General features: G+C 62.0%; 26 protein-coding genes and 2 tRNA genes. 22 read left to right on the top strand and 6 right to left on the bottom strand.

Annotated elements, in window-relative coordinates; translation table 11 throughout:
- Positions 1 to 236: 236 nt before the first annotated feature.
- Entirely contained in the window at positions 237 to 1,058 is an 822-nt protein-coding gene (locus ACE3PP_RS08240) for an undecaprenyl-diphosphate phosphatase (protein WP_374380362.1), read from the top strand.
- Between the two features lie 150 nt (positions 1,059 to 1,208).
- On the opposite strand, the gene ACE3PP_RS08235 is transcribed toward ACE3PP_RS08240, so the two are convergent.
- The gene (locus ACE3PP_RS08235) at positions 1,209 to 1,943 is read right to left on the bottom strand and encodes a type 1 glutamine amidotransferase (protein WP_374380360.1); all 735 of its coding nucleotides are present in this window, start codon (positions 1,941 to 1,943) and stop codon (positions 1,209 to 1,211) included.
- 5 nt (positions 1,944 to 1,948) lie between these two features.
- On the bottom strand, positions 1,949 to 2,890 hold the full coding sequence (locus tag ACE3PP_RS08230) for a complex I NDUFA9 subunit family protein (protein WP_374380357.1): 942 nt from the start codon (positions 2,888 to 2,890) through the stop codon (positions 1,949 to 1,951).
- A gap of 168 nt (positions 2,891 to 3,058) precedes the next feature.
- Between ACE3PP_RS08230 and ACE3PP_RS08225 the strand changes: the two genes are divergently transcribed.
- The 9 genes from ACE3PP_RS08225 (at position 3,059) to ptsN (ending at position 10,647) form a co-directional block, all read left to right on the top strand.
- Positions 3,059 to 3,143 (top strand) — tRNA-Leu (locus ACE3PP_RS08225).
- A gap of 98 nt (positions 3,144 to 3,241) precedes the next feature.
- Complete coding sequence (locus ACE3PP_RS08220; RefSeq protein ID WP_374380354.1) at positions 3,242 to 3,865, top strand: ribonuclease D; 624 nt, start codon at positions 3,242 to 3,244, stop codon at positions 3,863 to 3,865.
- Positions 3,866 to 4,076: 211 nt separating this feature from the next.
- Complete coding sequence (locus ACE3PP_RS08215) at positions 4,077 to 5,075, top strand: SIS domain-containing protein (protein WP_374380351.1); 999 nt, start codon at positions 4,077 to 4,079, stop codon at positions 5,073 to 5,075.
- 12 nt (positions 5,076 to 5,087) lie between these two features.
- Positions 5,088 to 5,768, top strand: a complete 681-nt coding sequence (gene lptC, locus ACE3PP_RS08210; protein WP_374380348.1) for an LPS export ABC transporter periplasmic protein LptC — start codon at positions 5,088 to 5,090, stop codon at positions 5,766 to 5,768.
- A complete protein-coding gene (locus ACE3PP_RS08205; protein ID WP_374380345.1) occupies positions 5,765 to 6,673 on the top strand; it encodes an LptA/OstA family protein in 909 nt (302 codons plus the stop codon). The genes lptC and ACE3PP_RS08205 overlap by 4 nt, the downstream gene beginning before the upstream one ends.
- On the top strand, positions 6,670 to 7,521 hold the full coding sequence (lptB, locus tag ACE3PP_RS08200; protein WP_374380342.1) for an LPS export ABC transporter ATP-binding protein: 852 nt from the start codon (positions 6,670 to 6,672) through the stop codon (positions 7,519 to 7,521). Before ACE3PP_RS08205 ends, lptB begins: the two co-directional genes overlap by 4 nt.
- Positions 7,522 to 7,533: 12 nt before the next feature.
- The gene (gene rpoN / locus ACE3PP_RS08195) at positions 7,534 to 9,108 is read left to right on the top strand and encodes an RNA polymerase factor sigma-54 (RefSeq protein ID WP_374380340.1); all 1,575 of its coding nucleotides are present in this window, start codon (positions 7,534 to 7,536) and stop codon (positions 9,106 to 9,108) included.
- A gap of 411 nt (positions 9,109 to 9,519) precedes the next feature.
- The gene (hpf, locus tag ACE3PP_RS08190; protein WP_374380337.1) at positions 9,520 to 10,116 is read left to right on the top strand and encodes a ribosome hibernation-promoting factor, HPF/YfiA family; all 597 of its coding nucleotides are present in this window, start codon (positions 9,520 to 9,522) and stop codon (positions 10,114 to 10,116) included.
- A gap of 63 nt (positions 10,117 to 10,179) precedes the next feature.
- Entirely contained in the window at positions 10,180 to 10,647 is a 468-nt protein-coding gene (gene ptsN / locus ACE3PP_RS08185; RefSeq protein WP_374380334.1) for a PTS IIA-like nitrogen regulatory protein PtsN, read from the top strand.
- Between the two features lie 92 nt (positions 10,648 to 10,739).
- On the opposite strand, the gene ACE3PP_RS08180 is transcribed toward ptsN, so the two are convergent.
- Positions 10,740 to 10,970, bottom strand: coding sequence for a DUF1150 family protein (locus tag ACE3PP_RS08180; RefSeq protein ID WP_374380331.1), 231 nt, complete (start codon positions 10,968 to 10,970; stop codon positions 10,740 to 10,742).
- A 5-nt stretch (positions 10,971 to 10,975) separates the two neighbouring features.
- Positions 10,976 to 11,446, bottom strand: coding sequence for an Hsp20 family protein (locus ACE3PP_RS08175; RefSeq protein WP_374380328.1), 471 nt, complete (start codon positions 11,444 to 11,446; stop codon positions 10,976 to 10,978).
- A 237-nt stretch (positions 11,447 to 11,683) separates the two neighbouring features.
- On the opposite strand from ACE3PP_RS08175, the gene ACE3PP_RS08170 reads away from it, so the two are divergent.
- From ACE3PP_RS08170 to ACE3PP_RS08160, 3 genes are all read left to right on the top strand, one after another.
- Positions 11,684 to 12,223 carry an ankyrin repeat domain-containing protein gene (locus ACE3PP_RS08170; RefSeq protein WP_374380326.1) on the top strand — a complete coding sequence of 180 codons (540 nt, stop codon included), beginning with the start codon at positions 11,684 to 11,686 and terminating at the stop codon, positions 12,221 to 12,223.
- A gap of 23 nt (positions 12,224 to 12,246) precedes the next feature.
- Entirely contained in the window at positions 12,247 to 12,753 is a 507-nt protein-coding gene (locus tag ACE3PP_RS08165; protein WP_374380323.1) for a PAS domain-containing protein, read from the top strand.
- Positions 12,754 to 12,973: 220 nt separating this feature from the next.
- Positions 12,974 to 14,665: a methyl-accepting chemotaxis protein gene (locus ACE3PP_RS08160; protein WP_374380320.1), complete on the top strand. Its 1,692-nt coding sequence runs from the start codon at positions 12,974 to 12,976 to the stop codon at positions 14,663 to 14,665.
- Between the two features lie 67 nt (positions 14,666 to 14,732).
- Here the strand turns inward: ACE3PP_RS08160 and ACE3PP_RS08155 are convergent.
- Positions 14,733 to 14,808: transfer RNA gene (locus ACE3PP_RS08155), tRNA-Ala, on the bottom strand.
- Between the two features lie 144 nt (positions 14,809 to 14,952).
- Positions 14,953 to 15,282 (bottom strand): TIGR02300 family protein, encoded by a 330-nt coding sequence (locus ACE3PP_RS08150; protein ID WP_374380317.1) that lies wholly within the window; start codon positions 15,280 to 15,282, stop codon positions 14,953 to 14,955.
- A 264-nt stretch (positions 15,283 to 15,546) separates the two neighbouring features.
- Between ACE3PP_RS08150 and aroA the strand changes: the two genes are divergently transcribed.
- From aroA to ACE3PP_RS08105, 9 genes are all read left to right on the top strand, one after another.
- Positions 15,547 to 16,896 (top strand): 3-phosphoshikimate 1-carboxyvinyltransferase, encoded by a 1,350-nt coding sequence (gene aroA, locus ACE3PP_RS08145; RefSeq protein ID WP_374380314.1) that lies wholly within the window; start codon positions 15,547 to 15,549, stop codon positions 16,894 to 16,896.
- Positions 16,893 to 17,558, top strand: coding sequence for a (d)CMP kinase (gene cmk / locus ACE3PP_RS08140; protein WP_374380312.1), 666 nt, complete (start codon positions 16,893 to 16,895; stop codon positions 17,556 to 17,558). Before aroA ends, cmk begins: the two co-directional genes overlap by 4 nt.
- A gap of 93 nt (positions 17,559 to 17,651) precedes the next feature.
- On the top strand, positions 17,652 to 19,388 hold the full coding sequence (gene rpsA, locus ACE3PP_RS08135) for a 30S ribosomal protein S1 (RefSeq protein ID WP_374380310.1): 1,737 nt from the start codon (positions 17,652 to 17,654) through the stop codon (positions 19,386 to 19,388).
- Between the two features lie 272 nt (positions 19,389 to 19,660).
- Positions 19,661 to 20,017 (top strand): integration host factor subunit beta, encoded by a 357-nt coding sequence (gene ihfB / locus ACE3PP_RS08130; RefSeq protein ID WP_374380307.1) that lies wholly within the window; start codon positions 19,661 to 19,663, stop codon positions 20,015 to 20,017.
- 121 nt (positions 20,018 to 20,138) lie between these two features.
- The gene (locus ACE3PP_RS08125; RefSeq protein WP_374380304.1) at positions 20,139 to 20,507 is read left to right on the top strand and encodes a lipopolysaccharide assembly LapA domain-containing protein; all 369 of its coding nucleotides are present in this window, start codon (positions 20,139 to 20,141) and stop codon (positions 20,505 to 20,507) included.
- Between the two features lie 8 nt (positions 20,508 to 20,515).
- On the top strand, positions 20,516 to 21,907 hold the full coding sequence (locus tag ACE3PP_RS08120; RefSeq protein WP_374380301.1) for a UbiA family prenyltransferase: 1,392 nt from the start codon (positions 20,516 to 20,518) through the stop codon (positions 21,905 to 21,907).
- Positions 21,904 to 23,235 carry an FAD-dependent oxidoreductase gene (locus tag ACE3PP_RS08115; protein WP_374380298.1) on the top strand — a complete coding sequence of 444 codons (1,332 nt, stop codon included), beginning with the start codon at positions 21,904 to 21,906 and terminating at the stop codon, positions 23,233 to 23,235. The genes ACE3PP_RS08120 and ACE3PP_RS08115 overlap by 4 nt, the downstream gene beginning before the upstream one ends.
- Positions 23,232 to 23,990, top strand: coding sequence for an SDR family NAD(P)-dependent oxidoreductase (locus ACE3PP_RS08110; RefSeq protein WP_374380295.1), 759 nt, complete (start codon positions 23,232 to 23,234; stop codon positions 23,988 to 23,990). The genes ACE3PP_RS08115 and ACE3PP_RS08110 overlap by 4 nt, the downstream gene beginning before the upstream one ends.
- Positions 23,990 to 24,919 (top strand): NAD-dependent epimerase/dehydratase family protein, encoded by a 930-nt coding sequence (locus tag ACE3PP_RS08105; protein ID WP_374380293.1) that lies wholly within the window; start codon positions 23,990 to 23,992, stop codon positions 24,917 to 24,919. Before ACE3PP_RS08110 ends, ACE3PP_RS08105 begins: the two co-directional genes overlap by 1 nt.
- Positions 24,920 to 24,928 lie beyond the last annotated feature (9 nt).

The raw sequence follows: 24,928 nt of genomic DNA, 5'->3' as shown, positions 1-24,928 counted from the left end.
CAGAGCAATGACGAAATGGCCGTTTAGGACATTAAAACTGACTTATTATTTATCCGACAGGTCAGATCGAGATCTTTCAGACTCGCGACATCGCTCCGGGCGGCAAAAATAGTTCCAATATGGGACCAATTATCCAATCGGCAGGATTCGGGTCGCGTGCTATAAGCCAAGGCACTGATTCACTTGAGTCTCTGTGACAGGCAGCGCCAGACCGCTGCCTTGGGGATGGCTGCTTCGTGCCGAATATCGACATTCTGATCCTGGCCATCGTGCAGGGGATCACCGAATTCCTGCCTATTTCCTCTTCGGGCCACCTTATTCTGGTGCCAAAGCTCTTTTGCTGGCCCGACCAGGGTTTGACCCTCGACGTCGCCGCCCATGTCGGCACGCTGGTCGCGGTGCTCGTCTATTTCTGGCGCGACGTCGCCAATATGGGGGCGGGGCTCATCAAGCTGGCGCGCGGCAAGCGCGACAACCGGGCCAGGCTCGTCTGGCTGCTGCTGGTGGCCTCGGTGCCGGCCCTCGCCATCGGCTTCGCGCTCGACAAATGGGCCGGCGACGCGCTCCGGGACACGCGCATCATCGCGGCGACGCTCATTGGCTTCGGCATCCTTCTTTATATCTGCGACCGCGTCGGCCTCACCGTGCGGCGCATCGAGCACATGACGGCCGGCTCGGCGCTCGCCATTGGCATTTTCCAATGCATCGCCTTCATCCCCGGCACCAGCCGGTCCGGCATCACCATGACGATGGCGCGGCTCCTCGGCTATGAACGGAAGGAAGCGGCCCGCTTCTCCTTCCTGCTCTCGATTCCGACCATCGCGGCGGCCGGCCTCTACAAGGGCTATCAGTTGGTCAGGGGCGGCGACTTTGCCGAAATGGAACGGGCGGCGATGATGGCGGGCTTCTCCGCCATCGCCGGCTTTCTCGCCATCGCCTTCATGATGTACTGGCTGCGCCGCGCGAATTTCGCGCCCTTCGTCATCTACCGCATCATCCTGGGCGCCGTTCTGCTGTGGTCGATCTATGGCGGCGGCTGGCAGAACGTTTGCTCGTGAACGCCTGAACTTTTCTTTGAACCATCCGGCGCGTGCCGGCGACACAGGGTTGGCAGCCGAGTCCGGCCGGCCGTCCCCTGTGCCAGGGCGGCTGCCTCGGGTGTCGCCGCCGGTTCCCCTAAAGATCCGGCAGCGATGCCCGATTTTATTCTATTGGGCCGCGCGCGAATTCAAGCGCACCAGCCCCATCCAATTTTCATAGAGCTGCCTGGCGGCGCGGTTGAAGTCTGGCATCAAGGCAGCGGCCGCGTCGCGCAATTTCGGCAGCGCGCCCTTGCCCAGCGTATCGTCAAGCGAACAGGCATAGGCCGGTACTTCGCCCCATTCCGGCACGGTGCGGCTGGTGAGCTCCATATGATATTGCAAGCCATAAGCAAGCGCGCCGACACGCATCGCCTGGTTTGGGCAGAGCGGCGATGAAGCGAGGATGATGGCGCCCGCCGGTGCGGTCTGCACTTCTGCACCGTGCCATTGCAATGCTTTCTGTCTGGTTGCCATGCCAGCAAAGATCGGATCGGCACGGCCTTCTGCCGTGAGCTCGACATCGAGGATGCCGACCTCCGGCGCTTTCATTTTGCCGACCTTGCCGCCGAGGGCTGCTCCCAGCAATTGATGGCCGAGGCAGAGGCCGAGATAGGGCATTTTGCGCGTCAGCACGGCTTCGCGGATCGCCGCTTTCTCAGGCTTCAGCCACGGATGCTGGTCTTCTTCCCACACATCCATCGGTCCGCCCATCACCCAGAGCGCATCATATTTGTCGAGCGCCGGAATGGCCTCGCCTTCATCGAGTTCGACGGCGTCGTAAGGGATGCCGTCTTCCTTCAGGAAATCGCGGAAGATGCCGGGATGCTCGCAGGCGATGTGTTGGAACACGAGAAAGCGCATGTGCATCAGCCCTTGTTGTAGAAGCCCGATGGCCGGTATTGATCGAGATAGGTGGGCAGGATCGATTCGAGCGGCGTCGGAATGAGTCCCAACTCCTTGAAGCCGGCCGCGTTGGCGCCCACCACATTGTCATGGCGCAGCAGCCGCACCTGATCGACGGTCAGCAGTTTCACCGGCAGCAATTGCAGAAAGGCCGCCTTGATCGTGGCGATCGCGAAGGGCAGCGGCACCAGCAGACGGCAGCGACCGATCCCTTTCAGCAGCATCTCCATCAACGCGCGGAAGGTATAGGTGCGCGGGCCGCCCAGTTCGTAAGTCTTGCCCATCGTCGCCGGATCGCCCAGCGTGCGTTCGACCGCGGCGGCGAGATCGCCCACATAGACGGGCTGGAATTTGGTATGTCCGCCACCGATCAGCGGCAGGGCCGGCGACATCAGCGCCATGCGCGCAAAGCGGTTGAAGAAATCATCCTCCGGCCCGAAGACGATCGAGGGGCGCAGGATGGTGACATCTGGAAAGGCGCGCTTGGCCGCTTCCTCGCCTTCCGCCTTCGATCTTGCGTAGCGCGCTTCGGATTGCGGGTTGGCGCCGATCGCCGAGATCTGGATGAGGCGCTTAGCCCCCGCTGCCTTCGCCGCCGCGGCGATGCGCGCGGCACCCTTGGCCTGGACCGTGTCGAAGCGCTGTGGCCCACCTTCCGCCAGAATACCTACGAGATTCACCACGGCATCGGCCCCGGCGACGGCGGCGGCCACTGATGTGTCATCGCGGATGTTGGCGGCGATGGGCGTCACCTGTCCGACATCGCCCGCTGTCTTCAGAAACAAGGCTTCGTCGGGCCGCCTGACGGCGATTCGCACCTGCCAGCCGGCTCGGGCGAGGCGTTGCACGACATAGCGGCCGATGAAGCCGGAACCGCCGAAAACGGTGACGAGACCCTGTGACATGGTGCTTCTCCTGCCTCCGAAAACGCCCTGTAACCGGCCTTTTACGCCCCCGAATTCACCCCGGATTATGGACCGGGAGCGCGATTTGGCAACTTGCCGGCCAAACCTCACATATCGGGGTTGACTTTCGGATGCTCCTGAAGAGAATGCGCGGGCTTTCGGCCCCCTGCCCAGGTGGCGGAATTGGTAGACGCGCAGGTTTCAGGTACCTGTGGGGCAACCCGTGGAAGTTCGAGTCTTCTCCTGGGCACCAAACTCCAGCTTCGTGTTGGGGGCTCATCCTCCCTTTTGGAGCTATAGCCCCCACTGGCGGGGTGGCGCCGAAATTTCGGCTGCGCTCAAGGAGGCTTCATGACGATCCATCTGCATCAGGGCGATCTGCCGGAAGGCCTCGATTTCGGGGCGAGCGTTGCCATCGATACCGAGACGATGGGTCTCAACCCGCATCGCGACCGGCTGTGCCTGGTGCAGCTTTCCGCCGGAAACGGCATCTGCCATCTGGTCCAGATCCCGCTCTGCCGGCCTGATCGGCCGCACCGGGCGCCGCGCCTTCAGGCCCTGCTTGAGGACCCGGCGGTCCTCAAGATCTTCCATTTCGCCCGATTCGATCTCGGCGTCCTGTGGCATTACCTGGGAATCGCGTGCCAACCGGTCTATTGCACCAAGATCGCGGCGAAGCTCACCCGCACCTTCACCGACCGCCACGGCCTCAAGGATTTGTGCAAGGAACTGCTCGGCGTCGAAATCTCGAAGCAGCAGCAGAGTTCCGACTGGGGGGCGCCGCAGCTCAATGACGATCAGCTGAAATACGCGGCCTCCGACGTCCTCCACCTCCACCGGTTGAAAGAGAAGTTCGACGAAATCCTCTTGCGCGAGGGCCGGGTCGAGCTGGCCAAGGCCTGTTATGACTTTTTGCCCAGCCGGTCACGGCTCGACCTGCTGGGGTACGAGGACCCCGACATCTTCGCCCACTGAGGTCGGTGCCGATGTTGCCGCAGAGGGGCTAACCCCTTGGTGCCATTGGGGGCTTTTGCTTGACAGGAATCTGCCCTCACCCTAGTTAAGACGGGGGGTGCGCTCTTGGTGGATTCGCCCTTCATTTGGCGCTAGTTTGAAGCCCCGACAGTGAAATTTACATTCCCGCAATCCCGATTCTGACTGTTTGAGAATGGCTTCGGTGCCCATCATGAGCCAAGCGAGCGCCCCGAAAGCCGGGGAAAATGGCGGCCTGGCGGCAGCGCTCACGGTGCTGGCCGAGGAGCATGCGGCGCTGGGTCAGCTTTTTGCGACCTTCGACAGCCGGGACGGCCGGCACCTCGTCGCCAAGGCGCTCGACATCCTCCATGCCGCGACCGGGCGTGTGATCGTCACGGGCATGGGCAAGTCCGGCCATGTCGCCCGCAAGATCGCCGCCACCATGGCCTCGACCGGCACGCCGGCGCAGTTCGTCCACCCGGCGGAAGCCAGTCACGGCGACATGGGCATGGTGACGTCGGCCGATGCGGTCGTGGCCCTGTCCAATTCAGGTGAGACAGCGGAGTTGGCGGACCTCATCACCTATTCGCGGCGCTGGTGCATTCCGCTCATCGCCATCACCAGTCGCCGCAATTCGACCCTGGGGAATGCCGCCGACGTGACGCTGGCGCTGCCGGCGACCGGCGAAGCGGGCGCCCTGGGGCTTGCCCCCACATCCTCGACCACGATGATGCTGGCACTGGGCGATGCCCTGGCGCTGGGGCTCCTCGACCGCAAGGGCTTCTCGGCGGAGGATTTCCATCAGCTGCATCCCGGCGGGAAGCTGGGACAGAAGCTGCTGCGCGTTGCGGATCTGATGCATGTCGAGAAGGAAGTTCCCCTCATCGCCGAGACGGCACCCATGAGCCAGGCGCTCATCGAGATGACCAGCAAGACTTTCGGCTGCGTCGGCGCCGTCGACCACAAGGGCGATCTGGTCGGCATCATCACCGACGGCGACCTGCGCCGTCACATGGGTGGCGATCTGCTGGCGCAGAGTGTCACCGCCGTCATGACCGCCCATCCGCTGACCATTGCCACCCAGGCCCTGGCGGCTGAAGCAGTGCGCATCATGAACGAGAAATCGATCACGTCACTTTTCGTCGTCGACGGCGCACGGCCGGTCGGCATCATCCGGCTTCACGATTGCCTGCGCGCCGGCGTGGCTTGAGGCACTGAACCGATGTCGATGCGCGATTTCATGGATAAGCTGAGGGCGCCCAAGGATCTGGTGGGTCCCAAACTGTCGGACCCGCGCGCCATCTTCAACCGCAAGCGCAGCCGGCTGTTGTGGCTCAAGATCAGCCTGCCCATCCTCGCCCTCGGCGTTATCGGCTATCTGACCTACAGCTCCTATGTGTCGCAGAGCAATACGCGCGTCGCGATCGACAAGGTCGAGGATGCGCCCAAGCTTGATGTCGGCATGAAGGTGAGTGGCATTTCCTTCGAGGGCAAAAGCAAATCCGACCGGCCCTTTTCAGTGACCGCCCTGTCGGCGACCGAAGCCAAAGACAACAAGGATCTGGTCGATCTGGAGGAGCCGCAGGCCGAGATCGAGCTTTCGCAGCAGACCTGGATCGCCATCACGGCCGAACAAGGTCTTTATGACCGCAAACTCGACAAGGTCGACCTCAAAGGCGCCGTCACAGTCTATCACGATAACGGGCTGGTCTTCGTGACCGATGAGGCGGCGATGGATTTGAAGGCCAATACCGCTTTCGGCTCGGCCGCCGTCACCGGCACCGATGACCGGCGCGAAATATCCGCGGAAGGGTTCGAGATGCTGGATGACGGTGCGACCGTCGTCTTCAAGGGGAAATCGCATCTGAAGATCCTGCCGAAACAGAAGGGAAGCGGCGAATGAGTGGGGGTGCCATGACCGCAACTGGCGCTGGCGGCAAGCGCGTCTGGCTCGCTGGAGCCGCCATTTTCGTAGTGTTGGCGCTCGGCACCATGCAGCCTGCCTCGGCGCAGGAAACGACCGACGCTGCGGCACCGGCCGAGACAGCCGCGCCAGCCGCAACCGGCGGCGGCATGGATTTCGGCGATGATTCGCAACCCTTTGAACTCGGTGCCGATCAGGGCATCGAATGGCGCAGCAAGGAAAAGACCTATACGGCGCGCGGCAATGCCGTCGCCACACAGGGCGATTCCTCGATCGGCGCCGACACGCTGGTCTTTTATACCAGCGGCGAGGAAGGCTCGTTCGACCGCATCCTTGCCACCGGCAATGTCAAAGTAACGTCGGGCAGTTCGGTCGGCCACGGCGACAAGGGCGAATATGACGCGACGCAGAAGCTTCTGCTGCTGACCGGCAACAATTTGAAGATCGTCAGCGAGAACGACACGGTGACGGCGCGGGACCGGATCGAATATTGGACCGGGCGCAACGCCATCACGGCGCGCGGCAACGCGGCTGTCGTGCGCAACGACACGCGTATTTTCGGCGACACGGCGACGCTCTATTTTGCCAAGGATGCAGAAGGGAAGAGCAAGCTTTCCCAGATCCAGGCCGACGGCAAGGTGAAGGTGCTGAACAACGGGCAGACCATCTATGCCAAGCATTTCGCCTACAATCCCGACACCGACATCGCGCTGATGACGGGCGATGTGCGCATCGTCGACGGGCAGAACGAATATCGCGGCCAACGCGCCGAGATCGACAACAAGAACAAGGTGAGCCGCATCCTGGGCGGTGGCCAGCGCGTGCATACGTTCATCAAGCCGAAATCGAACGACAACCAGAATTCGGGCACCAACGGTCAATGAGTGACGGCGCCGACAAGAATGAAGACGTGATCGGCCAGCAGGCCGACGCCGCGCCGGCGGCCGATGCCGGCGTCAACGGTCATCCGGCCTTCGTGGTCAACGGCACGGTCATCGATCCGACATCCGTGCAGGGTCTGTGCGCCTATCATCTGGGCAAGAAGTACAAGAAGAAGCCCGTGTTGCGCGATGTGTCCGTGGGCGTCCGGCGCGGTGAAGCCGTGGGCCTCCTGGGACCCAACGGCGCCGGCAAGACGACCTGCTTTTATATCATCACCGGGCTCATCAAGGCGGATGCGGGCGCCATCTTCCTGGACGGCAGCGAAGTGACCGACCAGCCGATGTTCGAGCGCGCGCGCAGCGGCATCGGCTATCTGCCGCAGGAAGCATCCATCTTTCGCGGCATGAGCGTCGAGGACAACATCCTGGCAGTGCTGGAGGTGGTCGACGGCGACGCTGCTTCCCGTGAGGCGAAGCTGGAACAATTGCTGGCGGATTTTTCCGTTTCGCACCTTCGCAAGGTGCCGGCAATGGCCCTGTCCGGCGGTGAACGGCGCCGTGTCGAAATCGCGCGCGCCCTGGCGACCGGCCCCAGCTATATCCTCCTCGACGAGCCGCTGGCCGGCATCGACCCCATCACGGTCAACGAGATTCGCGATATCATCTCGCATCTCAAGGACCGGGGGATCGGCGTTCTCATCACGGACCATAATGTCCGCGACACGCTGGAAATCGTCGATCGGGCCTATATCCTGCACGAAGGGGAAGTGCTGCGCGAAGGCACGCCCGCCGACATTGTGTCCGACGAGGATGTCCGGCGCGTTTACCTTGGAGAAAGATTCTCGCTGTAGTACGCTGAACCTATGGCGATAACGCAGCGCATGGATTTGCGCCAGGCGCAAAGCCTGGTGATGACACCGCAGCTTCAGCAGGCGATCAAGCTGCTTGAGCTTTCCAACCAGGAACTGGCTGCCTATGTCGAGCAGGAGCTGGAGCAGAATCCCTTGCTCGAGCGCGGCGAGGACGAGCGTGCCATCCTTGGTGACGAGAGCGGGCGCCTGGCCAGTATGGAGGCGCTGACCAACGAACCGGCCGAAGCCCCAGCAGGGGATCGCGTGCTCGACAGCAGCGAATATGTGCAGAGCGAGTCGATGGCCGACGATCGGCAATCGCCGCTCGATACCGATTACGACAATCTCTACAACACAGCCGAGGACAGGAGCGCCGAGCGCGGTTCCGATGTGGCGGCCGAATCCGGATTTGCGGAGAACTGGTCGGGCAGCGGGTCCGGCGGGGGGCGCAACGATTTCACCGATTCGGAATTCGGGCTTGAGCAGACGCTGACCAAGGCCGAGACCCTGCGCGAGCATCTGGAGCGGCAGCTCTATCTCGACCTCCAGGACCCGACCGAACGCCTGATCGGGCTGCAGCTCATCGACATGCTGGATGAGGCCGGCTATCTGGCCGGTGATCTCGGCGGGCTAGCCGAGCGTCTTGGCTGTCCGCTGCCACAGGTGGAACGGGTTCTCGTGAAACTGCAGCAATTCGACCCAACGGGCGTCTTTGCACGCTCGTTGTCGGAATGCCTGGCGCTGCAGCTCAAGGAACGCAACCGGCTCGATCCGGCGATGCAGGCGCTGCTCGACAATCTCGAACTTCTGGCCAAGCATGATCGCCATCAGCTGATGAAGCTGTGCGGCATCGATGCCGAAGACCTTGCCGACATGGTGGCGGAGATCCGCGCCCTCAACCCGAAGCCCGGTGCAAGTTTCGAACAGGCGGATGTGCAGGCGGTCGTTCCCGACATCATGGTCTGGCGAAGGCCGGACGGATCCTGGTCGGTCGAACTCAATGCCGAGCAATTGCCGCGCCTTCTCGTCAATCAGCAATATCATGCGCGCGTGCTGCCCAAGACGCAGAGCAAGGCGGAGAAGGACTATCTCAACGAGCGCCTAGCCACCGCCAACTGGCTGGTGAAGACGCTGCACCAGCGCGCGACGACCATCCTTAAAGTGGCGAGCGAGATCGTGCGCCAGCAGGAGGCCTTCTTCCTGCACGGCGTCCAGCATTTGAAGCCGCTCATCCGCCGCGACATCGCCGAAGCGATCGGCATGCATGAAAGTACGGTGAGCCGCGTTACGACGAACAAGTTCATGGCGACCCAGCGCGGTGTGTTCGAACTGCGCTATTTCTTCACGGCGGCCATCCAGGGCGCCGACGGCCAAGCGGCCCACTCCGCCGAGGCCGTTCGGCAGCGCATCAAGGAATTGATCGATGCCGAAGCCGCGAACGATATCCTATCCGACGACCGGCTGGTCACGATCCTGCAATCCCAAGGTGTCGATATCGCCCGTCGGACGGTTGCTAAATATCGGGAATCATTAAGAATTTCTTCGTCGGTACAGCGCCGGCGCGAGAAAGCCTTGCGTTCGGCCTGATTGGGGCCACATCATTTGTTATGGGGGGATTGCGACCGCCCGGTCGCAGCGATTCCTTAACGCCCACCAGAGTATAAGGAGGTGTTAACGCCGGTAGGATGAGGCCTTGAATATGGTCCTCGACCCGCCTCGGTAGACGTTGACATCGCCAACAAGGTCGCTATGGTCCCGGCCGCGCCGCCGGACCTCCATGAGACCGGCGGCGTGACGCTTCTGGAGGAATCTTTCGGGTTGGAAAACCCGGGTCGTGGATTTCGCTGGCCGGCATGGCAGGTGGCCTTTTGGCGCCTGTCGGAATGACCGACCGAAGTGTCGATGGGTTCGATCGTCCGGTGACGCAGGAACGGGTTGGCAGGCCGTCAGCTCTCATTCCATCACCGAGGATCGCACCAAGTTTGCAGGAACATGCCCATGAACCTGACCGTCAAAGGTAAGAACATCGAAATCGGCGACGCGCTGAAGACCCGCGCGGCCGAAAGCCTCGACCATGTGTTCGCGAAGTATTTCTCGAACCCGATCGAAGCCACGGTGACGATGTCACGCGAAGCCCACCTGTTCGCTGCGCAGATTTCCGTCCATGTCGGACGCGGCATCATGCTGCAGTCGGAAGGCGAGGCGGAGACCGCCAACGGTGCCTATGATCTTGCCGCGGAAACGCTGGCCAAGCGCCTGCGGCGCTACAAGCGACGCCTGCGCGACCATCATCGCGCCGCGACCGAGGAGCGTCGCTCGCAATATTACGTCCTGGCGCAGGAAGGTGATGAGGCGGAGGAGCCGGAGCACACGAACGGCACCGACAGCGTCCACCATCCCGTCGTCGTCGCGGAAATGCAGACCAGCATTCCGACCCTGACCGTGGGCGAGGCGGTGATGCGTCTCGACCTCGCCAATCAGCAGGCCATGATGTTCCTGAACCGCGCGCATGGCGGCTTGAACATGGTCTATCGTCGCAACGACGGCAATATCGGCTGGGTCGATCCCGGTCTCGAAGCCGCGGCGCGCGCATAGCGCGCTTCATTCCGGCGCCGCCGACCGCTCATCCGGCCGGCGGCGTCTCACGAGGCAAGGCAAATGGAAATCGAAGATCTGCTCGCAAGCCCCGCCCACGTTCTGGCGAAGCTGAAAGCTGGCAACAAAAAACAGGCGTTGCAGGACATGGCGCGCCGCGCCGCCGAGCTTTCGGGCCTGCATGAGCGCGCCATTTTCGACGTGCTGCTGGAACGCGAGCGTTTGGGCACCACCGGTGTCGGCAACGGCATCGCCATTCCGCATGGCAAGCTGCCGGAAGCCAAGAAGATGTTCGGTCTCTTCGGCCGTTTGGAAACGCCCATCGATTTCGACGCGATCGATGAGCAACCGGTCGATCTCATTTTCCTGCTGCTGGCGCCGGAAGGTGCCGGTGCGGATCATCTCAAAGCACTTGCACGCGTTTCGCGCCTCTTACGCGACCGCGCCATCTGCGAGAAGCTGCGCGGCACCACAGAAGCCGATGCGATCTATGCCTTGCTCACCGACGGCGCGCATTCGCACGCCGCCTGATCGGCACATCAATCGATCGACATGAAAACGCCCCGCTTGCGCGGGGCGTTTTTTCTTATCTGTTCGGCGGAGGTGCGACCAGTGAATCGGGATTAGTGGATCGTCACCGGTGCGAGGCCATTTTCCCAGACGGCCGCTTCGGCCGCCTCGCGGTCGGGAAGAACGGCCAGCTGCTGGCCGTTGGCGGCGAAGATGCCGAAGGCGGTCCCGCCGTCGACTTCCACATCGCGCACATAGGCCACGTTGTTGAGGCCGAGGGCCAGCAATTGCTGCTGCGTCACCGCGGGTGAGGTATCGGTCTTGATCGTGCTCTTATTGGCCATGTGGGTCACTCCCTGGCCGCGGCGTCGACATTGTCGATGGCCACGCGGCCTTCATGATTGTCGCCGGTCGCTTTGCGGATCGGCACGGTACGAACGCGACTCTCGATCTTGGGTCGGTTGAGTTCGATCGACAGCAAACCGTTGTCCAGCGCGGCAGTGCCTACCTCGATGCCGTCGGCCAGCACGAAGCTGCGTTGGAACTGCCGCGCGGCGATGCCGCGATAGAGATAGACGCGGGCAGGGTCGTCCTTCTGCTTGCCGCGCACGGTGAGCTGATTGTCTTCGATCTGGATGTCGAGATCGTCGAGCGCGAAGCCGGCAACCGCCAAGGTGATGCGCAGGCGATCGTCGCCGACCTGCTCGATATTATAAGGCGGATATCCTTCGGCGCCGGCCTTGGCGACGCGGTCGAGCGTGCGCTCGAACTGGTCGAAGCCCAGAAGAAGCGGGCTGTTGAAGAGTGACAGGCGTGACATGGCTCCTCCTTTCGAGCGAGCGGCGGATCGACGGACCCGGCCCCCGCTCAGGCGGCGAACCGGTCTTCACGGCCCAGTCGGCAGCGGCCTCGATGAGGCCGCGCGCAAGAGGCGCCGTTGACAATTGAGATAGTAATCTAGGTTAAGAAATCAAGTCAGCGCTCTGTTGCAAATATCTTGCACTTGGGGGACGCCACGCTAAAGTATTAAAAGACATGGAATATTCGGGGGAATGACATGATCTTGAAGAAATCGCGTCGGCACATGCTGGGCCGACTCGCGGGTTTTGCCGTGCTGGGCGCCGTGGCGCCGATGGTGATCGGCTGCGCCGGCCCGGGCGGCGGCTCGGCTGACGCCGCCCCTGGCCGGCTGGAGATTCCGGACCAACCGGCAAGCCAGGCCACCAAGGATCTGTGGAAGGCATCGGCGGACGGCGATGTGGCGGCGGTAAAGGCAGCCCTTGCCGCCGGCGCCGACATCGAGGGTATCGACTTTTCGGAGAACAAGAACGGCCGACGGGCGCTGAACTATGCCGCCCTCAACGACCATGCAGACGTGATCGAGGTGCTGCTTGCAGCCGGCGCCAATATCGAATCGCAGAACCGCACGCGCTTCACGCCGCTCCATCATGCCGCCGAGGGCGGTTCCATCAACGCCATCAAGACCCTGTTGAAACATGGCGCCAACAAGCGGGCAAAGATGTATCGCGGCGGTATCCCGCAGCAGATTGCGGAATATAAGGGACACCGCGACGCGGCGCTCCTTCTCGTGCCCTAATCCAGACGACCGGGGCGGCGGTCTTGTTTGGGCAAACGCAGCACAATCTGGTCCGACGCGAAACGGATATCGGCCTCATTCCGCCCAGTCTGGTGACGGATTTTCATGCCTATTGGTTGGCCAAGCGCGGCACCTGGGCCCTGCCAAGCTGGTCCGATATCGATCCCAGCGAGATCAAGCGATTGCTGCCCAATCTGATCGTGGCCGGGGTCGAGTATGACCCGCTGCGCATTCGCTACCGTCTCGCCGGGACGATGATCGTCGAGTTCCGGGGCGAGATCACGGGCCATTATCTGGGGCAGATACCCTGGAGTTCGCCCAAGGGACAGGCGACGGTCCTGGAAGGCTTCACGCGCAACATCACCGAGCGGATTCCGCTTTTCAACGAAGTGGAAATCGCCACGCGTCATGGCGCGCGCCGGAAGATCTTCACCGGGGTCTGGCCACTCGCCCCAAGGGACGATGCCCCGATCGATCGATGCGTGGCGATCGAGGATTACGGCAACCTCACCCGCGACGAATTGGCCTAAGACGAACTGGCCTGGGATTCTCGTCCTTAGTGTTTGAGAAACCCTATTCATAGACAGTGAATTCGGAAAATAACCCTAAAGACCCGGGAATAATCCCCGATAATGTTAATCAGGTATTAGGGGCCAAGCCTTAAAGTTTACGCATGTGCAGCAATTTCGGGACGAATGCGCGCGCCGATTTGCGCGTGAATGTCCCGTTCATCGGAGAAGGGGGCTCAACATGCGTTTCAGGGACTTCAAGATCGCCACGCGTCTTGCGCTGGTGGTCCTTGCCGCCGTCGTTGGCATGGTGGCGATCGGCATTCATGCCGCCTTCGACCTGCGTGACACGCTCCTCAACGACCGCAAAGTGAAGACGCAGCATGTGGTCGAAGTGGCGCAAGGCATCGTCGCCTACTTCGGCAACCTTGCCAAAACGGGCAAGATGCCGGAGGCCGACGCCAAGGCGGCCGCGATAACGGCGCTCGAGCAGCTGCGCTACGACGAGAAGGAATATTTCTGGATCAACGACATCAACGCCAAGATGGTGATGCATCCCTTTGCCAAGAAATTGCTGGAGCGGCCAACCCTCGCCGATCTCAAGGATCCCAACGGCAAGGCCTTCTTCGCCGAGATGGTCGACATCGTGAAGACGAAGGGCGAAGGTTTCGTCGATTACATGTGGCCGCAGCCGGGTGCCGAAAAGCCGGTACCTAAAGTCTCGTTCGTGAAGGGCTATGAGCCCTGGGGCTGGGTCATCGGCTCAGGCATCTATGTCGACGACGTCAATCGCATCTTCTATGCGCAGATGCTGCAGCAAGGCTTGGTGATCCTCGTCATCCTGGCCGTGACGGTCCTCATCTCCTACATCATCGCGCGCAGCATTTCGCGGCCGCTCGCGCGCACCACGTCCAGCATGATGCGCCTTGCCGAAGGCGACAAAACGATCAGCGTCGAAGGCACCGACAACAAGGCCGAAATGGGTGCGCTGGCGCGGGCCCTTGCGGTCTTCAAGGACAATGCGCTGGAAATGGACCGCCTCGCCCAGGAGCGCGCGGCCCATGAAGAACGCGCGCGCGAGGAAAAGCGCCACGCCATGATGACGCTCGCCGATACGTTCGAAAGCTCGGTCCAGGCCGTGGTCAACCAAGTCTCCGGCGCCGCGGTCGAACTGCAATCCTCCGCCCAGTCGATGGCCGACAATACCGACCAGACCAACGGCCAGGCATCGATCGTGGCCAGCGCATCGGAGCAGGCCTTCAACAATGTGCAATCGGTTGCCGCCGCGACCGAGGAACTCAGCGCCTCGATCAGCGAGATCAGCCAGCAGGTCTCGCAATCGACCGCGATCGCCTCGCAGGCCGTTACCGAAGCCAAGCAGACCGACGAGACCATCAACGGTCTCGCGCAGGCGAGCCAGCGCATTGGCGATGTGGCAAACCTCATCCGCGACATTGCCAACCAGACCAACCTCCTCGCGTTGAACGCAACGATCGAAGCGGCCCGTGCCGGCGATGCCGGCAAGGGCTTTGCCGTGGTGGCAAGCGAAGTGAAGAACCTCGCCAGCCAGACGGCGCGCGCCACCGAAGAGATCACCGGGCAGATCAGCAGCATCCAGAGTGCGACCGGCAATGCGGTGCAGGCGATCCGCGGCATCACTGACACGATCGGCCGCATCGATCAGATCGCCGCCACCATCGCCGCCGCGGTCGAGGAGCAGGGTGCCGCCACCCGCGAAATCTCGCGCTCGATCCAGCAGGCGGCGGACGGCACGCGCGATGTGTCCCAGAACATCTCGGGCGTCTCGTCGGCCCTGACGGAATCCGGTCGCCTCGCCGGCGGTTTGCTCGGTGCGGCCTCAGACCTCTCGCATCAGGCGGATGTAATGCGCAGCGAGATCCGCAACTTCCTTGACCGCGTCCGCGCCGGGTAAGCCTGTCGATCCATCGGGCAGAAACGAAAACCCCCGCGCCGGGTACCGGTCGCGGGGGTTTTTCATTTGGTGGACCCAAGCGGGATCGAACCGCTGACCTCCACAATGCCATTGTGGCGCTCTCCCAGCTGAGCTATGGGCCCGAAACTCGGGTGACCGCCGGAGGGCTTGATGAGCCGTCCCTGGGGGGCGATCGAACGGGCTGGAACCTAAGTGGACGCCGCCCGGAATTCAAGCAGAAAAAAGGGCAATCTTTTCAAAGGCGGAAAGTCTTCCGCCCTTGCCGATCAACCCTCGTCATCGCCCTTTTCGATGGCCTCGGAGATATCCTCGTCATCCTCGCCGAGTTCGGACGCATCCTCCAGGACGACATCCTCTTCCTCGCCGATATCCTCCTCGTCAGCCTCGGTTTCAACGACGACGTCGTCGACATCCGGCTCGGCGGCGGATTTGACCGGCGTCATCTTCTCGGCGACGCGGCGGCGGCTCTTCATGACGGCGTCAGGATCATAAACCGTCTTGCACTTCGGGCAGACGATCGTTGCCTTGCGCATGTCGTAAAAATGAGCACCGCAACTGCTGCAGACGCGCTTGGTGCCCCATTCCGGCTTGCTCACCTGGTCTCTCCGCTCGGGTTCTTGGGTGGGGGTGCCAATTGCCATAGGGTGCGCCACCTGTCAACGCCTTCAGAACGAGCCCAAATTCGGCCTCGGTGACCCTTGGGATTCGGGATCCGCGTTCCATCTGGAACCCCCGCCCGTATTCACCCCTGCACCTCCCCCCTGTACCTACCTCTGTGCTTGTTTGGCCCCCTTGTGCTAGAGAGGCGCCGCGCCGGCCCCAGATCGGGGCCAACCAGGACATTTCGGACCGGAAGCTGAATGAGCAAGCATCACGCGGAACCACGCCCCCTGATTTCGGGTACGGGCAGCGGCCTCAAAGGCACCATCCGGGTGCCGGGTGACAAATCCGTCTCGCACCGGGCGTTGATGCTGGGCGCCCTGGCCCTCGGTGAGACCGAGATCCACGGCCTGCTGGAAGGCGAGGATGTTCTGCGTACCGCCGCGGCGATGCGCCTCCTGGGCGGTGAGACAGAAAAAGGCAGCGACGGCATCTGGCGTGCGCGCGGCCGCGGGAATGGCGGTCTTGCGGAAGCGGCCGATGTGCTCGACCTCGGCAATGCCGGTACCGGGACGCGCCTTCTCATGGGGCTTGTCGCACCCTATCCGATGACGACCTTCTTTACTGGCGACGCTTCATTGCGTTCGCGCCCGATGGCGCGCGTTACCGATCCGCTTGGTGAGATGGGCGCCAAATTCGTAACAAGGTCCAAGGGCCGCCCGCCACTCGCCGTGATCGGCACCGGCAGCCCGCGGCCCATCACCTACAAGCTGCCGGTCGCCAGCGCACAGGTGAAGTCGGCCATTCTCCTTGCCGCGCTCAACACGCCGGGGACGACCACGGTGATTGAGCCGGAAGCGACGCGCGATCACACCGAACTGATGCTGCGGGGCTTCGGCGTCGAGGTGAAGGTCGAGGAAACGCCCGAAGGGCGGGCCTCTTCGGTGCAGGGCCATGTCGAACTCAAAGGCCGCAAGGTGATCGTGCCGGGTGATCCGAGCTCGGCTGCTTTCCCGATCGTCGCAGCACTCATTCTGCCGGGTTCCGATATCCTCATCGAGAATGTCGGCCTCAATCCGCATCGCATCGGCCTCATCGACACGCTCATCGAAATGGGAGCATCGATCGAGGTGCGACACGCGCGCATCGAAGCTGGTGAGAAGGTCGGCGACCTCCATGTGAAGCATTCGCACTTGAAGGGCGTCACGGTGCCGGCGGAACGTGCCCCGTCGATGATCGACGAATATCCAATCCTGTCGGTGGCGGCGTCCTTCGCCGAAGGCACGACGAAAATGCTGGGTCTCGGTGAACTCCGCGTCAAGGAAAGCGACCGCCTCGGCGCTATGGCGCGCGGTCTCGCCGCCTGCGGCGTTGCTGTCGAAGAGGGCGAAGACTGGCTCGCCGTCAAAGGCAATGGCAAGCGCCCCAAGGGTGGTGCCCATATCGCCGTCAATCTCGACCACCGGCCGGCGATGTCGTTCCTCATTCTGGGTCTCGCCGCCGAGAAACCGGTCAGCATCGACGATGGCTCACCCATCGACACCTCCTTCCCCGGTTTTGTCGAGTTGATGAACGGCATGGGCGGCACCATCGCGGCGGTGAAGGCATGACGAAGCCCTTCGTCATCGCCCTCGACGGTCCGGCCGCCGCGGGTAAGGGCACGCTCGCCAAGCGTTTGGCTGCCCATTACAACCTCGCTTACCTCGATACCGGATCGCTTTACCGGGCCGTGGGCCTTGCAGTCCTGCGGGCGGGCGGTGACCCCACCGACCCGGCAGCTGCGACCGAGGCTGCCAAGACCCTGGGCCACGACCTCCTGTCCGACCCGGAACTGCGCTCGGCCAAGGCCGGCGATGCCTCTTCCAAGGTGGCGGCGATCCCGGGCGTCCGGGCGGCACTCTTCGACTGGCAGCGCCGATTCGCCGCCGAACCACAACCTGATGTGGATGGAAAGAAGCGTTCCGGTTCTGTTCTGGACGGGCGCGACATAGGCACGGTCATCTGCCCCGAGGCGGAGGTCAAAATCTTCGTCACGGCCAGTGCCGAGGCGCGGGCCAACCGGCGCCTCAAGGAGTTGCAAGCCCGGGGCGAAGAAGCTATATACGCCCGGGTTTTAGAGGATATCAGGGCCCGCGACGCCCGCGATGCAGCGCGCGCCGATGCCCCGATGAAAGCGGCCGAAGATGCCGTTCACCTCGACACCTCGGATCTCGATATCGATCAGGTCTTCGCGAAAGCCAAAGCGATCGTGGAGGAGCGCTTAAAGCGCTGATCCTCGGGTTTCGTTTTTTCAACTGCGTACCCATGAGACCGCCGGAGCCAACCGGCTGGCCGGAAAAATGATGATGAAAGGAACTAAACTCTAATGGCTAAATCTGCTGTGGCCCGCGTTGCCACCCACGACATTCCCGCTGCCAAGGAAAGCTTCGCAGCCCTCCTCGAAGAAACATTGGGCTCCGCCCAGGGCCTCGAAGGCTCGGTGCTCTCCGGCACCGTCGTCGCCATCGATGGCGAATTCGCCCTGGTCGATGTCGGCCTGAAGTCCGAAGGCCGCGTGGCCTTGCGTGAGTTCGGCGGCCCGTCGGGCAAGGCCGAGATCAAGATCGGCGACGTCGTCGAGGTCTATCTCGAGCGCATGGAAGACAAGAACGGCGAAGCGATGCTGAGCCGCGAGAAGGCCAAGCGCGAAGAAGCCTGGACCGCTCTCGAGAAGCAGTTCAAGGACAACCAGCGCGTGACCGGCGTGATCTTCGGTCGCGTGAAGGGCGGTTTCACCGTCGACCTCTCGGGCGCCGTGGCCTTCTTGCCGGGCAGCCAGGTCGACATCCGTCCGGTGCGCGATGTGGGTCCGCTCATGGGCACCCCGCAGCCGTTCCAGATTTTGAAGATGGACCGCGCGCGCGGCAACATCGTCGTCTCGCGTCGCGCCGTGCTCGAAGAGAGCCGCGCCGAAGCCCGCAGCGAACTCGTCGCCAACCTCAAGGAAGGCCAGGTTCTGCAGGGCGTCGTCAAGAACATCACCGATTACGGTGCGTTCGTTGACCTCGGTGGCGTCGACGGTCTGCTGCACGTCACCGACATCGCGTGGCGCCGCATCAACCATCCCAGCGAAGCGCTCCACATCGGCCAGACCGTCAACGTTCAGGTCGTCCGCTTCAACCCGGAGACGCAGCGCATCAGCCTCGGCATGAAGCAGCTTGAGGCGGATCCGTGGGAAGGCGTTGCCGCGAAGTATCCGGTCGGTGCGAAGCTGAAGGGCCGCGTCACCAACATCACCGATTACGGCGCGTTCGTCGAACTCGAGCCGGGCATCGAAGGCCTGGTCCACGTCTCCGAAATGAGCTGGACCAAGAAGAACGTGCATCCGGGCAAGATCGTTTCGACCAGCCAGGAAGTCGAAGTCATGGTGCTCGACGTTGATCCGACCAAGCGTCGCATCAGCCTGGGCCTGAAGCAGTGCATGGACAACCCGTGGTCGTCCTTCGTCGACAAGCATCCGGTGGGCACCGAGCTCGAAGGCGAGATCAAGAACATCACCGAATTCGGTCTGTTCGTCGGTCTGCCGGGCGACATCGACGGCATGGTCCATCTCTCGGACCTCGATTGGGATCGTGCCGGCGAGGAAGCCGTGCAGGATTACAAGAAGGGCCAGATCGTGAAGGTGAAGCTCCTCGATGTTGACATCGAGAAGGAGCGCATCAGCCTCGGTATCAAGCAGCTCAAGAAGGATACCTTCGCTGAGTCGGCCGGTACCTTGAAGAAGGGCGAAGTCGTCACCTGCACCGTGACCGCGGTGACCGATGGCGGCCTCGAAGTCACCGTCGGCGACGGCGTCCCGGGCTTCATCAAGAAGGCGGACCTCTCGCGCGAGCGGACCGAGCAGCGTCCCGACCGTTTCGCGGTCGGCGAAAAGGTCGATGCGAAGATCGCCCAGGTCGACGCCAAGACCCGCAAGCTCACGCTCTCGATCAAGGCCCGCGAAGTCGAAGAAGACAAGCAGGCGATGGCCGAATTCGGTTCGTCCGATTCGGGCGCCAGCCTCGGCGACATCCTGGGTGCGGCCCTGAACAAGGCCAAGAAGAAGAAGGGCGACGACGAGTAACTCGAAAGTCGAGTAACTTTGTTGCGCATTTGACGCTTTAAACGCGTCAAAATGAGTTAAGACGGGCCGGAAGGGGCGACCTTTCCGGCCCGAACTTATTCCGGATCGCCTCTTCCGCCAAAAAACATAGAGAAATGAGCGGCTTATCCTTGACGAGGCCGATTTTTCCCGGCACGCTTCCACCACTAATTGGGCAGGGGATGCGCCCGAGGGCCTTGGGCGGACTGGGAAAATGCCGTTTTGGGCTCGCTGGGCGGATGGGGACCTAAGAAATGACCAAATCGGAATTGATTCTGCGCATTGGCGAGCTTAATCCGCATCTCTATCACCGGGATGTGGAGCGGATCGTCACCGCCATTTTCGAGGAAATCACCAATGCGCTGGCGCGGTCCGACCGCGTCGAGCTGCGCGGTTTCGGCGCTTTTTCAGTCAAGCAGCGCGATGCCCGCAAGGGTCGCAACCCGCGCACCGGCGAAACCGTGGCTGTTGACGAGAAAGTGGTGCCGTTCTTCAAGACCGGCAAGGAATTGCGCGATCGCTTGAATGCCAAGGCCGAGGCGGCCAAGCCCGCCGGCGATGCGGGTGCAGCCATCCCGCCGCAACCGGCCAAGGAACCCGGCAGCAACTGAGTAGCCGTCGGCCCGCCTCCTTTTTGAGCGGGCCTGGTGTGGGGAGTTCGCCCGGGCAGGTCCATCGTTGCCGACCGGGACGGGGGCGCCGCTTGGATGAGGTAGAACGGAAGCGAAGCCCATGAATCGCGTAGCCTGGATCGTCACCCTGCCGATCGCCTTGCTGGTGATCCTCTTTGCCTTGATGAACCGCCAAGAAGTCAGCCTGAGCCTGTGGCCCTTGCCGTGGGACATCAGCGCGCCGCTCTTCCTCTTCACGCTCGGCGCCATCGTCTTCGGCTTCCTCTTCGGTGCCCTGGTCGCCTGGCTCTCCGGCGGGACCACGCGGCAGAAGCTCCGCGACACACGCCGCGAACTCGCTCATTCACGCGATGAGCTCGCCCATGCCCGACGCCAGCAGCCGGCGGCAGGTGCTTCGTCCCTCGCACCGCACCGTTCGCCGACCGTCGTCTCGCCGCCCGTCATTTCGCCGCCAGTCATCGGATCCTGAGGCACGGCGTGGGCTCGGACAATCTGCGACACGATCCAGCTCCCGATACCTCCACAAGTCAGCAACCGGAGGGCGCGGCGCATCTGCCCATCGTGATCGAAGCTGATGGCACGATCTTTCCCGTTGATATCCTGCACGAACAACTCATCGCCGGGCTGCTGCATCAGCAGCGCACCCTGTGCAGCGCGCTGGGCCGTGGAGGTTACGATTCTTGGCGGGACCGAATTGCCCGGACCGTGCAACTTGATGCCAAGGCGTTGCCGATCGCCGCGCCGCTCGTCGACTGGTTGACCGATCGGCATAAAGCCGGAACGCCCTTGTTCGTGCTGTCTGATGCGGCCGGCATGATCGCGCTCGAGGGCCCGTTACGCGGCATTGCTTCGCCGCTGCCAGCGGATGAAATGCTTGCGGCACGCTTCCCCGGCGGATTTCAATTGCTGGCGCATCCGGCGCGGTCCGCACATGCCGGGTCCATCTCCGCATCACCGCCGCTGTCCGTCACCGAAACATATCTTCTGCCAGCGCCCGGGTGGCGGCAGTGGCTGCAGGCCATTCGGCCGCATCACTGGGCCAAGAACGTGATGATCTTCGTCCCCTTCCTGCTTGACCGCGGCTGGAGCAGCGGGGAAAGCCTGACGCGCATTCTGGTTGGATTTGCCATATCGTTGCTGGTCGTTTCTGCGACCTATCTCTTCAACGATCTCTGCGACGTCAGCGCGGATCGCCGGCACTGGTCGAAGCACCAGCGGCCGATTGCCAGCGGTGCTATCCCGGTCCTTCACGCAGCTCTTGCATCCATGATCGGCATTGTCGGTGGGGTCGCACTCGGTTGGCTGTTGTCCGCAGCCTTTGCCGGCTTCCTTCTCGTCTATGTAACACTGACGCTTCTCTACAGCCTCTGGCTCAAAACGGTGCCGCTGCTCGATGCCGTCGTCATTGCCGTGCTTTTCACCAATCGCTTGACCATGGGCATTGCCCTGACCGGCGGCAGATATTCCGAATGGTTGCTGACATTCGCGATGTTCTTCTTCTTCGATCTGGCGCTGGCCAAGCGACATGCCGAGCTGCTTCGATCACAGGAACTCGGCAATGCTCTTGCACGCCGCGGCTACGTACCGGAAGATGCCGCCCTGACATTGGTGATCGGCGTTGGTTCAGGCATTGCCGCCCTTGTCATCATGATCATCTTTCTGGTGCTGGATGCGTTTCAGCGCGATACCTTTTTGCACCCAACGGCGTTGTGGGCAGTGCCCTTGCTGCTGGCGATCTGGCTTGGCCGCGTTTGGTTGCTGGCGCATCGCGGCAAGATGCCGGATGACCCGATCACATTCGCCCTGCGGGACCGGCCCAGTCTGTTGCTGGGTGCCTTGGTTGCCGCTGCTTTCGTTATGGCCTTATGAACGCGTTTCGCCGAACTGAGAATCGCCGTTCCTGGGGGCGAATCCCCACCGCCAGTCAATGGATGGCACCGGTGCATTGGCGGGATGAAATCGCAGCGCTTATCGATGAAGCGTCTAAGTCCCGAGGCAGTTTACTCGCCGTCGGCCTTGGCCGATCTTATGGAGATAGCGGCACCAATGACGGAGGGGCGATCCTCGACATGGTGCCTTGCGACCGGCTTCTCGCATTCGACCCTCAAGCGAAGGTGATTCGGGCCGAAGCTGGAATTTCTCTCGACGCTTTGCTGCGCTTTCTGCTGCCGCGCGGTTTCATCGTTCCGGTCATGCCGGGAACCCGCTTCGTCACCCTGGGCGGCATGATCGCCAATGATGTGCATGGCAAGAATCATCATCGAAACGGCACATTCGGGAAATGGGTCAGGGCGATGGAATTGCGGCGCAGTGACGGCGCCACGCTTCTTTTGACGCCAGACCAGAATCCAGACCTCTTTGCAGCGACCATTGGCGGGCTCGGCTTGACCGGCACAATTGCCTGGGCGGAGATTGCCGTGCTGCCTTTGGGATCCAATCGGTTGGAAGTAGAAAGATTGCCCTTTCATTCGCTCGCCGATTTCTTCCGTATTGCCGAAGAGAGCAGCGACAGCTGGGAATTCACAGTCGCCTGGGTCGATTGCCTCGCCCGCGAAACCTCGCTTGGTCGCGGACTTTTCTCGCGCGCACGGTTAGGTTTGGCATCGGACGGTCCGGTGCGATTCCCGCACGGGCCGACTGTTCCGGCGGACCTTCCTGCAGGACTTCTCAACAAGCACGGCTTGCGGCTCTTCAACGACCTCTACTTCACGGCGGGACGCCTTGGTCGCCAGGCCTATCGGCAGGAGCTCATCCCCTTCTTCTTTCCCCTGGATGCGATCGGCCAATGGAACCGGTGCTATGGGCGTGCCGGCTTCTATCAATATCAATGTGTCGTTCCCACCGAATCGGCGGAGGGCGCAGTTCACGAACTTCTCGACACGATCTCAAAGTCCGGCCAGGGTTCGTTTCTGGCCGTCCTGAAGACATTCGGCGATGTCACCTCGCCGGGGATGCTCTCCTTCCCGAAGGCGGGAACGACTTTGGCGCTGGATTTTCCCAATCGCGACCGCGATACAATGGCCTTGTTCGAGCGGCTGGATGCCATCGTCAAGGCCGCTCGCGGTCGCCTCTATCCGGCAAAGGATGGCAGAATGTCGGCTTCCATGTTCAAATCCGGCTATCCGGAAGCTGACCGGTTTGCATCCTTTGTCGATCCCCGATTCAGCTCCACCTTCTGGCGCCGTGTGTCGGCATGAGCGGATCGACAGCACCCAAGAATGTCCTGATTGTCGGCGCCACATCCGCCATTGCCGAGCAATTGGCGCGGCTCTATGCGGCCGAAGGTGCTTCATTGCTGCTGGTCGGTCGGAATGAAACACGCCTGGAGCAGATTGCAACAAATCTGCGCGTGCTTGGCGCCACCGATGTCAGTGTTCATGCGATGGATATCGTATCGTCGCCAGATATCGAGGCGCAATTCGTGCGTATTGTCGGAAGCGGTGCCGTGATCGACCATGCCTTCATCGCTCACGGCTATCTTGGCGACCAGGGTCAGTCTGTCACGGATCCGGAAGAATTGGATCGTCAGATCGATATCAACCTTCGTTCGATCGCGCGGTGGATGATGGCCGTGCGCGCCATCCTGCTTCGGCAAGGGCACGGAACGCTGGTGATCTTCGGCTCCGTTGCCGGTGATCGTGGCCGGCGCGCCAATTATGTTTACGGCGCCATGAAGGCTGCGGCGGCCACCCTGATTGAAGGCATGGCGCACGAATTCGCGGCGGACGGGCCGCGAGCGATTATCGTGAAGATCGGCCCGACAGACACACCCATGACGGCAGGCTTTGAAAAAAAGGGATTGCTGTGGGCGGACGCTGCCCGGGTTGCGCGCCGAATCCGGAAAGCCGCTGACGGCAAGGCTGTCATCGTCTACGCGCCCGGATTCTGGCGTTGGATCATGCTTGTCATCCGGCACCTTCCCAGTGCGATCTTCAACCGGCTGTCGATCTGATGAAGAAAGTCGTCATCACCGGAGCGGCCGGGCTGGTCGGACAAAACCTGGTTGCCAGGCTGAAGGATCGGCCCGACATTGGCCTGGTCGGCATCGACAAGCATCACGCCAATGTTTCGATCTTCCGCCGAATTCATCCGGAGGTCGAGATCATTGAGGCGGATCTGGCCGATGCCGGCAACTGGCGAGAAGCGCTCATCGGCTGCGATACGCTCATTCTCTGCCACGCACAGATCGGCGGCATCGACGCCGAAGAATTCGTGCGCAACAACATCACCTCGACTGAATTGGCCCTGAAAGCCGCCAAGGCCGCCCATGTCGGCTACATCATTCACATCAGCTCGTCGGTGATCAATTCGCAGGCGGTCGACGACTATACCGAATCGAAGAAGCAGCAGGAGGCCATGGTCGCAGCGGCGGGTATTCCGCATGTCATCCTGAGGCCAACTTTGATGTTCGGATGGTACGACCGCAAGCATCTCGGATGGCTGCGCCGCTTCATGGAAAGAAGTCCGATTTTTCCTATCCCCGGGACGGGGCATTTCATTCGCCAACCGCTTTATGTCGGCGATTTCGCCGCCATCATTCTGAGCTGCCTCGCCGACCGGCGGGTCGGCAGTTTTGACATTTCCGGTCTGGAGCGGATCGCCTATGTCGATCTCATCAAGGAGCTCCGCGACGTCGTCGGGGCAAGAACGCTGCTTATTCATATCCCCTATCGGCTCTTCTGGTGGCTGTTGCGCCTCTATGCGGTCTTCGATCGATCGCCGCCATTTACCACGCGGCAGTTGGAAGCACTGGTGATACCCGAAGAGTTTCCGGTGATCGATTGGCCACGTATCTTCGGCGTTCGATCAACACCATTGCGCCAAGCGCTTGTCGAAACCTACCGCGATCACGAACATGCCGATATCGTTCTGGAATTCTAAGGAAGGGTG

Origin of the sequence: Dongia sp. (assembly GCF_041910485.1) — a bacterium.
Lineage (GTDB): Bacteria > Pseudomonadota > Alphaproteobacteria > Dongiales > Dongiaceae > Dongia.
The sequence above is the reverse complement of the archived record's forward strand: the minus strand, read 5'-3'. Positions and strand labels throughout refer to the sequence as shown.

Coding starts and splice junctions, on each gene's coding strand:
- ACE3PP_RS08235 (WP_374380360.1), bottom strand. CDS start 1,943: ATGCGCTTTCTCGTGTTCCAACACATCGCCTGCGAGCATCCCGGCATC.
- ACE3PP_RS08230 (WP_374380357.1), bottom strand. CDS start 2,890: ATGTCACAGGGTCTCGTCACCGTTTTCGGCGGTTCCGGCTTCATCGGC.
- ACE3PP_RS08220 (WP_374380354.1), top strand. CDS start 3,242: ATGACGATCCATCTGCATCAGGGCGATCTGCCGGAAGGCCTCGATTTC.
- ACE3PP_RS08215 (WP_374380351.1), top strand. CDS start 4,077: ATGAGCCAAGCGAGCGCCCCGAAAGCCGGGGAAAATGGCGGCCTGGCG.
- lptC (WP_374380348.1), top strand. CDS start 5,088: ATGTCGATGCGCGATTTCATGGATAAGCTGAGGGCGCCCAAGGATCTG.
- ACE3PP_RS08205 (WP_374380345.1), top strand. CDS start 5,765: ATGAGTGGGGGTGCCATGACCGCAACTGGCGCTGGCGGCAAGCGCGTC.
- lptB (WP_374380342.1), top strand. CDS start 6,670: ATGAGTGACGGCGCCGACAAGAATGAAGACGTGATCGGCCAGCAGGCC.
- rpoN (WP_374380340.1), top strand. CDS start 7,534: ATGGCGATAACGCAGCGCATGGATTTGCGCCAGGCGCAAAGCCTGGTG.
- hpf (WP_374380337.1), top strand. CDS start 9,520: ATGAACCTGACCGTCAAAGGTAAGAACATCGAAATCGGCGACGCGCTG.
- ptsN (WP_374380334.1), top strand. CDS start 10,180: ATGGAAATCGAAGATCTGCTCGCAAGCCCCGCCCACGTTCTGGCGAAG.
- ACE3PP_RS08180 (WP_374380331.1), bottom strand. CDS start 10,970: ATGGCCAATAAGAGCACGATCAAGACCGATACCTCACCCGCGGTGACG.
- ACE3PP_RS08175 (WP_374380328.1), bottom strand. CDS start 11,446: ATGTCACGCCTGTCACTCTTCAACAGCCCGCTTCTTCTGGGCTTCGAC.
- ACE3PP_RS08170 (WP_374380326.1), top strand. CDS start 11,684: ATGATCTTGAAGAAATCGCGTCGGCACATGCTGGGCCGACTCGCGGGT.
- ACE3PP_RS08160 (WP_374380320.1), top strand. CDS start 12,974: ATGCGTTTCAGGGACTTCAAGATCGCCACGCGTCTTGCGCTGGTGGTC.
- aroA (WP_374380314.1), top strand. CDS start 15,547: ATGAGCAAGCATCACGCGGAACCACGCCCCCTGATTTCGGGTACGGGC.
- cmk (WP_374380312.1), top strand. CDS start 16,893: ATGACGAAGCCCTTCGTCATCGCCCTCGACGGTCCGGCCGCCGCGGGT.
- rpsA (WP_374380310.1), top strand. CDS start 17,652: ATGGCTAAATCTGCTGTGGCCCGCGTTGCCACCCACGACATTCCCGCT.
- ihfB (WP_374380307.1), top strand. CDS start 19,661: ATGACCAAATCGGAATTGATTCTGCGCATTGGCGAGCTTAATCCGCAT.
- ACE3PP_RS08125 (WP_374380304.1), top strand. CDS start 20,139: ATGAATCGCGTAGCCTGGATCGTCACCCTGCCGATCGCCTTGCTGGTG.
- ACE3PP_RS08115 (WP_374380298.1), top strand. CDS start 21,904: ATGAACGCGTTTCGCCGAACTGAGAATCGCCGTTCCTGGGGGCGAATC.
- ACE3PP_RS08110 (WP_374380295.1), top strand. CDS start 23,232: ATGAGCGGATCGACAGCACCCAAGAATGTCCTGATTGTCGGCGCCACA.
- ACE3PP_RS08105 (WP_374380293.1), top strand. CDS start 23,990: ATGAAGAAAGTCGTCATCACCGGAGCGGCCGGGCTGGTCGGACAAAAC.